This is a genomic window from Limisphaera ngatamarikiensis, assembly GCF_011044775.1.
GTDB classification, from domain to species: Bacteria; Verrucomicrobiota; Verrucomicrobiia; order Limisphaerales; family Limisphaeraceae; genus Limisphaera; species Limisphaera ngatamarikiensis.
In genome coordinates this window covers 1-303 of the sequence record NZ_JAAKYA010000042.1, presented here as the reverse complement: position 1 = coordinate 303, position 303 = coordinate 1, and positions in this window count along the sequence as shown.

Here is a 303-nt window from a genome sequence, read left to right as displayed (position 1 = left end):
GCCGTTGGGGCGGGGTGCAAAACGATGTTTTCGAACCGGAGGAGTCTCTAAACGAGATCTGGGAGGGCTCTGTAGCCCATCGGGGAGGGGTCGCCCGGGCGCCGGAAGGGCCGCAGGGCCGTGCCAGGGTGGTTTTTTTCCAAGATGCGGGCATGCTCCGCCCTGGCCGCCAGGGGCGGTCGGCGCGTGCGGGGTTCGGGCCGTGGCTCCAGTCTCTAGCCGGAGGGCGCAGCCGCTTCCACCGCCACGGCCCGCCACCAGCGCGCTTGCCACTGGTGCCACCAGTCCAGCCAGCTGACCGCC